At 62.2% G+C, this 6,427-nt stretch carries 7 protein-coding genes and 1 tRNA gene; 4 read left to right on the forward strand and 4 right to left on the reverse strand.

Annotated elements, in window-relative coordinates; all coding sequences use genetic code 11:
• On the forward strand, positions 1-310 hold a 310-nt coding region (locus tag Q0025_RS14670; protein ID WP_297300413.1), incomplete at its 5' end, for a Holliday junction DNA helicase RuvB C-terminal domain-containing protein.
• Positions 311-392: 82 nt separating this feature from the next.
• Positions 393-482 (forward strand) — tRNA-Ser (locus Q0025_RS14675).
• Positions 483-516: 34 nt separating this feature from the next.
• Here the strand turns inward: Q0025_RS14675 and Q0025_RS14680 are convergent.
• Together Q0025_RS14680 and Q0025_RS14685 are read right to left on the reverse strand one after the other, a co-directional pair.
• On the reverse strand, positions 517-1,194 hold the full coding sequence (locus Q0025_RS14680) for a class I SAM-dependent methyltransferase (RefSeq protein ID WP_297300415.1): 678 nt from the start codon (positions 1,192-1,194) through the stop codon (positions 517-519).
• Between the two features lie 19 nt (positions 1,195-1,213).
• The gene (locus Q0025_RS14685) at positions 1,214-1,678 is read right to left on the reverse strand and encodes an Rrf2 family transcriptional regulator (RefSeq protein ID WP_297300417.1); all 465 of its coding nucleotides are present in this window, start codon (positions 1,676-1,678) and stop codon (positions 1,214-1,216) included.
• Positions 1,679-2,141: 463 nt separating this feature from the next.
• Here Q0025_RS14685 and Q0025_RS14690 point away from each other — a divergent pair, with 463 nt between their 5' ends.
• Positions 2,142-2,381: a hypothetical protein gene (locus Q0025_RS14690; protein WP_297300419.1), complete on the forward strand. Its 240-nt coding sequence runs from the start codon at positions 2,142-2,144 to the stop codon at positions 2,379-2,381.
• A 71-nt stretch (positions 2,382-2,452) separates the two neighbouring features.
• On the opposite strand, the gene Q0025_RS14695 is transcribed toward Q0025_RS14690, so the two are convergent.
• Entirely contained in the window at positions 2,453-2,872 is a 420-nt protein-coding gene (locus Q0025_RS14695; protein ID WP_297300421.1) for a hypothetical protein, read from the reverse strand.
• A 285-nt stretch (positions 2,873-3,157) separates the two neighbouring features.
• Between Q0025_RS14695 and Q0025_RS14700 the strand changes: the two genes are divergently transcribed.
• A complete protein-coding gene (locus Q0025_RS14700; protein WP_297300423.1) occupies positions 3,158-4,645 on the forward strand; it encodes a radical SAM protein in 1,488 nt (495 codons plus the stop codon).
• Between the two features lie 237 nt (positions 4,646-4,882).
• Here the strand turns inward: Q0025_RS14700 and Q0025_RS14705 are convergent, their stop codons facing one another.
• A complete protein-coding gene (locus tag Q0025_RS14705; protein ID WP_297300425.1) occupies positions 4,883-6,259 on the reverse strand; it encodes an NAD(P)/FAD-dependent oxidoreductase in 1,377 nt (458 codons plus the stop codon).
• Positions 6,260-6,427 lie beyond the last annotated feature (168 nt).

Genomic DNA, 6,427 nt, shown 5'->3' on the forward strand with positions numbered 1-6,427 from the left:
CCTCGCGCTGCGGGCGCTCGATGTCGATGCGATCGGCCTCGACATGATGGATCGGCGCTATCTCGGCCTGATCGCGACGAGCTTCGGCGGCGGCCCGGTCGGAATCGAGACCCTCGCCGCCGCGCTCTCCGAGCCGCGCGACGCGATCGAGGACATTATCGAGCCCTATCTGATCCAGCAGGGCTTTCTACAGCGCACGCCGCGTGGCCGTCTGCTGACGCCGCATGCCTTCCGCCACCTGGGCCTCGAAGCGCCGGCCGCCGCACCACAGCAATACGGGCTTTTCCGCCCGGGCGACGAACCCGAATGAACTTGCCCGCAGGAGCCGGCGCGGGCCGCCTTGTATGGCCGGGACGCGCGTGTTATCTGCGCCGCCTACCGCAGCCGGCGCTGGAGAGGTGGCAGAGCGGTTGAATGCACCGCACTCGAAATGCGGCATAGGTGAAAGCCTATCGGGGGTTCGAATCCCCCCCTCTCCGCCATTAAAGCATAGCATCAGAGGCGTCGTTCGGCGCGTCAGGCGCGCGAGACCCACCCGCGCCACGTGAAAGCCGCATAAAAGAGCTCGACGCACGAGAAGCCGCCATCTCGCAGGATGGCTTCGTCTTGATCGGGCGCAACGCTGTTCAGGCCGGCCGCAACCGCAGAGCGGGCTTTGTTCACGTCCCCCGGATCGGCGCCCATGGCGATAGGGTAAGCGGCGTAGCGGTCGAGCCAGACGTCGCGTTCCCCCGCAGCTTGAGAGAAGCTGGCATGCGCCGCAACGAACGGCGCACCAGGGCGGAGCCTGCGATGGATCTCGCGCACCGTGCGGGTTCGCTCGGCCGCGTCAAGAAAGTGGAGCGTCAACAGGCAGGTCGCTGCATCGAAAGGGCCATCGGGCGCGTCGTCGATGTAGCCCTGGACAAGCTCGGTCCGGTTCATGAGAGGCCCCAGCACGCGCTCCGCCAGCCGCAGCATCTCGCCAGCGGGATCGACACCGACAAAGCTCCAGTTCGGTTGCGCCTCCGCCAGCGCCTTGAGTTCGCTGCCCCCTCCGGCACCGAGCACGAGCACTTTCGCGTCTTTCGGAGCGCGCTCCGCCAACAGCAGCCCGGTCATGCAATGCAGCGCATCCAGACCCGGCACGAAACGGCGGGGCCCCTCGGCATAGCGTGCGACGGCAATGGGGTCCTCAAAGCTTTTGAGAAACATCTCCTGGCCGGGCCGGGCTTCAACGCTCATGGTGACCTCCCGGAGAGCTGGCCGCGCAGCGGCGCGCCAGGCGTCGGTGGAAATCCGCGCTCAAGTCCGCGAGGGTGATCCTGCCGAATGAGGCGAGCAGCAAGGTCTCGGCTTCACGCCGGCTGGAATCGAGCGCGGCATTGACGGCTTGTTCGACGGCGCAATCGGGCGCTTCGCTGCGATTGCCGATCGCAAAGAGCGGCGGCGATCCGATGCCCTCGTAGATGTCGCGCAAGGTGATGGTCGCGAGATCGCGCGCAAGCGTCCATCCGCCGCCATGTCCCCGCTCCGACCGTACGTAGCCTTGAGCGCGGAGACCGGCCATGACGCGTCGGATCACGACCGGATTGGTCTGCATGATGCGCGCGAGCGTATCGGAAGTAACCGGACCTTCCCGCTCCGCCATGTGCAGCAGAACGTGCAGTATTCCGGACAATGCGCCGCCACGACTCATGTAACTTTGTATGTTACAAATCTGCTCGGCGTCAAGGATCGTGGCCGCGTTTGGTCCGTCAGCTTTCTGTGAGCGTGTTCAGATCGAGGCCCCCGCCTGCGAAAGGCTCGACCAAGGCGTCGCCAGTGGGCGACGCGGGCGCGGCGGTCTTGGATAGGCAATCGGCAACAATTGGTCGGTGCGCGCCGAATATCGCTATCCGCATTATGGCCGTTACGACTTCCAGCTGATCAGTTCCACGCTGGGATTTCTCACCGACATGTGCATGAAAAAGACAATCGTGTTGAGGCCGGCCTCAGCTATAAATTCGACTTGGCGCCGCCACCGCCGCTGGCCGCCCAATACTGATCCGTCGCCTGGGCCGCGGTCGGTCTGGCGCGGCCCCCTCTGCGCGTTTGCGTGCGGCGCCGAAGAAAGTTAGCCTCCTCTGCCCCGCGTTTTGGGGAACAGAAGGAGTGCGAAGATGCGTGTTAGAGCAACTATCGTCGCTATCGTCACAGGACTTCTTATTGCCAGCGGCGCGAAAGCCGTCAATGTTCAAGAAACCGTTGAAATGATTACGATGGCCGACCTTGTCATGAAGGACGGTACGACGATGCATGCGCATATCGTCAGAATGAACGGCAAAATGTATGTCATGATGCCGGTGGATGAGCTTCCCGATTATCTGCACCAGCAAATTCTAAAAGTAATGCCGCAATAACATTTGCCTGATCAGACCGACCTCGCCTCGCAGCGCCAACGCACTGCGAGGCTTTGCATAAGCATATGATATTACTTTGATATCGTCCGCCTGATCGAGGGGATTGAATCCCAGGTCAGGACGCGGTCGCCACCGCGAAAATAGAAGCAGCCCGCGCCCAGCGCGAGATAAAGCAGGGCGATCGTCCAGCCAAGCGCGTTCATGATGCCCGAGGCCGTCCCCCAAAGCGAAACGACCAAGCCGATCTGGTTGGCGATGCCGGCGCCGGTGAGGATCGCATTGCGCGCATCTTGATCCTGCACATCCTTGGCGAACCAGAAAATGAGGCCGACGCCAAGCAACGCCACGCCGAAATAGCGAAACGCCAGGATCGCTTCCTGGTCCGCAACGACGCCGTAAAGGCGCGCCACAGCGCGGGGGATGACGAGGAACCCAAGCGCGAAAAGAATGGCGGCGGCGGCGCTGACAACGAAGAATGCTCTGCTATTCATTTCAACCTCCCGCGTCCTTGGCCGCGCGAAGACCGAATTGAGCGCCTCTCTCGCGCCGCCTCAAAAATATCTTTTGCCAATAAGCCGCGACCCAGCCGATGCGGCCACGGTTCCGATCATAGAGGGATTGTGCGGCTTGGGATAGGCGTTCGGCTGAAGCCAAGCCTTTGGTAGGGCAAATGTCATGCCGCGGCGCGAACGTTGACCTAGATCAATTTGACAGGCAAAACACGCACTTCGTGTTAGGCTTGCGTTTCGATTCAGTCGAGAGCCGGGGAGGGCCACTTGCGCTCACGCGTCATTCACCTCATCAATCCGAAGACAGATTCCCTCACAACGCGTCCGATCTATTTCAATCGCGCCCTCTATTCGCCTCTCGCCGGCCTGCTGGCCGTTGCGGCCTGCATCCCGCGCGATCAATATGAGGTGATCCTGACCGACGAAAACATCGAGACGATCGACTTCGACATCGAATGCGATCTCGTCGGCATCTCGGCCATGACGAGCTATGTCAACCGCGGCTATGAGATCGCCGACAAGTTCCGCGCCAAAGGCGTCCCCGTGGTCATGGGGGGCGTGCATCCGAGCTTCATGCCGAAAGAGGCGCTGCAGCATTGCGATGCCGTCGTCATCGGCGAGGTCGAGCTCGTCATCGACAAATTGCTCGACGATCTGAAGAACGGCGAAATGCGCGGCACCTATCGCTCGAGCGGCCTGCATCCGATGGTCAACGTGCCCATGCCGCGCTACGACCTTCTGAAAAAGAACCGCTACGTCAACCGCACCTTCGTCCAGACCTCGCGCGGCTGTCATCAGGGCTGCACCTTCTGCGCCGAGCCGCTGATGAACGGCCTGAAATTCCGTTACCGGCCGGTCGATGAAGTGATCCGCGAAATGGAGAATTGCGGCGAACGCATCATCTCCATCAATGATGCCGACTTCTTCGGCACGCCGGAGCGGCCGAAGGAAGTGATGCGGGCGATGAAGGGACGCGGTTTCCAATGGCAGGCCGGCGTCACCTCGAAGCTGGCGCAGGACGATTCCATGCTGGAACTCGCCGCGGAAAGCGGCTGCACCCTGCTCAGCATCGGCTTTGAATCGATCTCACGCTCGACCCTGACGAGCGTTCATAAGCACGTCAACCGGCCGGACCAGTTCGCCAAGCTGGTCGAGAAGGTGCATTCCTACGGCATCATGGTCTTCGGCCTGTTCATGTTCGGTTTCGACGGCGACGACCTCAACGTCTTCGACGATACGGTGAAGTTCAACATCGAGGCCGATTATGACGCCTGTGCCTATTCGGTGCTGACGCCCTATCCGGGCACGCTGACCTGGTATGAGCTGCGCAAGGCCAATCGCATCTTCTCCTATGACTGGACGATGTACGATCAGGGTCACGTCACCTACACGCCGGCGCAGATGCAGCCGGACGAGCTGCGCGTCGGCCACGCGCGGGCCTACGAGAATTTCTATGCCCTGTCGTCGATGGCCCGCCGCTTCCCCTGGGACAAGCGCCATAAGGCGCAATGGACGGTCTATAACGCCTTCATGCGCAAGGCGGCGAAGACCGATCATATCGATTCGATTGCGCCGGTGACGGCCGATCCGCCCGTCGCGCCCATGCCGCCGCTGCTGCCGATCAAGAAGGAATGGCGCGCCGCGGTCCTCGAAGCCGCCGGCGCCCCCGACCCCGAGCCATCGGCGCATCTGGCGCCGGCGCCGATGAGCTGCGACACCGGCGACAATCAAGCCGGCGCCGTCGCCGCGGAATAAGCAAAGCCGAGCGAACAAAAAAGCGCCCGCGATTTTCCGCTGGCGCTCTTAAATCTCATCGCATCGGATGGGTCCGAAAACCGCTTCGCACTTTTCGGTCCGATCTTGCTCCCGTCTTTTGCATCGCATCGGATGGGTCCGAAAACCGCTTCGCACTTTTCGGTCCGATCTTGCTCCCGTCTTTTGCATCGCATCGGATGGGTCCGAAAACCGCTTCGCACTTTTCGGTCCGATGCTCTAGTGCAGCTTGACCTCCGGCTCGGCGCGGTGCGACAGGCCGCGCGCCAGAATGCTGAGAATCACGCGGCGGCCGCCGTGCAGCGCATATTCATGCATCTTGTAGAGCGACCGATACATCAGCCGCGCGAACCAGCCCTCGACGCGGAAATTGCGGCCGATGATAAAGCCCATCAGATTGCCAATCGTCGTATATCTGCCGAGCGACACCAGCGAGCCGAAATCGCGGTAATGATAAGGCTCGAGCGGCTTGCCCTCGATCTGGTTTTGGATCTGTTTATAGAGATGGCTCGCCTCTTGGTGCGCCGCTTGCGCGCGCGGCGGCACTGTTGCGCCCTTATCGTCGAGCGGACAGGCAGCGCAATCGCCCATCGCGAAAATGTTCGGATCGCGCGTCGTCTGCAGCGTCTGCTTCACGACAAGCTGGTTGATCTTATTGGTCTCGAGGCCGCCGATATTGCGCAGGACATCGGGTGCCTTGACGCCCGCCGCCCAGACGACGAGCTCCGACGGGATGAACTCGCCGTTCGCCAGATGAATGCCGTCCGCCTGCACCGCCGAAACCCGCGCATTGGTGCGCACCTCGACACCGAGCTCTTTCAGCGTCTCCATCGTCGCATGCGAAATCGGCTCGGGCAGCGCCGGCAGGATGCGCGGCCCGGCTTCGAGCAGGACGATGCGGACATCGACGGCCGGATCGATGCGGTCCATGCCGAAGGCGACCACTTCGCGCACCGTGCGGTATAATTCGGCGGCAAGCTCGGTCCCGGTCGCGCCGGCACCGACGATGGCGACATGAAGCTGACCGGGACGAATCGGTTCCGGCTGGGTATGTGCCCGCAGGCAGGCGTTGATGAGGCGGCGATTGAAACGCTTGGCCTGCTCGGCCGTCTCCAGCGGCACGGCATATTCGGCAACGCCCGGCGTGCCGAAGTCATTGGTGATGCTGCCGATGGCGACAACGAGCGTGTCGTAGGGGATGGAGCGCGCCGGCGTGATCAGCCGGTTTTCCTCGTCATAGGTCGGCGCCATCTGGACGAGCTTGCGCTCGCGGTCGATGCCAACCATCTCGCCGAAACGGTAACGGAAATTGTGCCAATAGGCCTGCGCCAGATAATCGAGCTCGTGTTCGCTCGGGTCCATGCTGCCGGCCGCGACCGAGTGCAGCAGCGGTTTCCAAAGATGCGTCCGCGAGCTGTCGATCAGCGTCACCCGGCCGGCCTTGGTGCGGCGAAAGCGGTCGCCGAGTTGCGTCGCAAGCTCGAGCCCCGAGGCGCCGCCGCCGACGATCACGACATTATAGTCGGTGTGATCGCTCGGCCCGAGCGGCGCGACAGGCAGATCGGCAGGCGTACGCGTGGCGGCGGGTTCGGTCATTGCGCAACTCCGAGAGGATCGGGCAAATCTTCAACTTGCGGGGTAAAGCAAGCGGCGAAGCCTGAGATGGGCATTCCGGCCGCCAGTTTCCACGCGTCAAGCTGCCTGTCTAGAGCGGGATGCGAAAAAGTGTGAGCGGTTTTTCGCCATGAATCCCGCTCTAATCCA

Origin of the sequence: uncultured Methylovirgula sp., assembly GCF_947646745.1 — a bacterium.
Classification (GTDB): Bacteria; Pseudomonadota; Alphaproteobacteria; order Rhizobiales; family Beijerinckiaceae; genus Methylovirgula.

Excerpts from the sequence above, each read along its gene's own strand:
- Q0025_RS14680 (WP_297300415.1), bottom strand. The coding sequence starts at position 1,194 with ATGTTTCTCAAAAGCTTTGAGGACCCCATTGCCGTCGCACGCTATGCC.
- Q0025_RS14685 (WP_297300417.1), bottom strand. The coding sequence starts at position 1,678 with ATGAGTCGTGGCGGCGCATTGTCCGGAATACTGCACGTTCTGCTGCAC.
- Q0025_RS14690 (WP_297300419.1), top strand. The coding sequence starts at position 2,142 with ATGCGTGTTAGAGCAACTATCGTCGCTATCGTCACAGGACTTCTTATT.
- Q0025_RS14695 (WP_297300421.1), bottom strand. The coding sequence starts at position 2,872 with ATGAATAGCAGAGCATTCTTCGTTGTCAGCGCCGCCGCCGCCATTCTT.
- Q0025_RS14705 (WP_297300425.1), bottom strand. The coding sequence starts at position 6,259 with ATGACCGAACCCGCCGCCACGCGTACGCCTGCCGATCTGCCTGTCGCG.